The organism is Streptomyces noursei (assembly GCF_001646665.1).
GTDB classification, from domain to species: Bacteria; Actinomycetota; Actinomycetes; order Streptomycetales; family Streptomycetaceae; genus Streptomyces; species Streptomyces lavendulocolor.
The window spans coordinates 1-315 of record NZ_LWBU01000346.1; the positions used below are offsets into that span (position 1 = coordinate 1).

The window sequence follows — 315 nt, forward strand, 5'->3', positions numbered from 1 at the left end:
CTGGAGGTACCGCGCCGCACCCCGTTCCTCGCCATCTCCAAGGCGGTGTCGGCGGCGATGGCGGCGGACCAGTACCGGGCGGTGACGGCCGGGTTCGAGGCCCAGCGGGAGATGACGCGGGCGGCCCTCGCCGAGGGCCCGGCCGCCGTGGTCGCCCGGCTGGCGGCCCATGTCAACGGCTGGGCCCCGCTGTACGACGCCCTCCGGCGCCCGCTGGCCCCCGCACCCCGGTGGGCGGCCCGCCCGGCCGCGCGGCTCCCCCGCGCGCCCCGCGGCCGCGCGGGCGGGCGCCGCCCCCCAGCACGCGTGGGCGGG

Annotated in this window: 1 pseudogene; it reads left to right on the forward strand. The window is 82.9% G+C overall.

Features of this window, described 5'->3' with window-relative positions:
- A pseudogene (locus tag A4V12_RS23695) lies at positions 1-315 on the forward strand (PucR family transcriptional regulator); the annotation flags it as partial.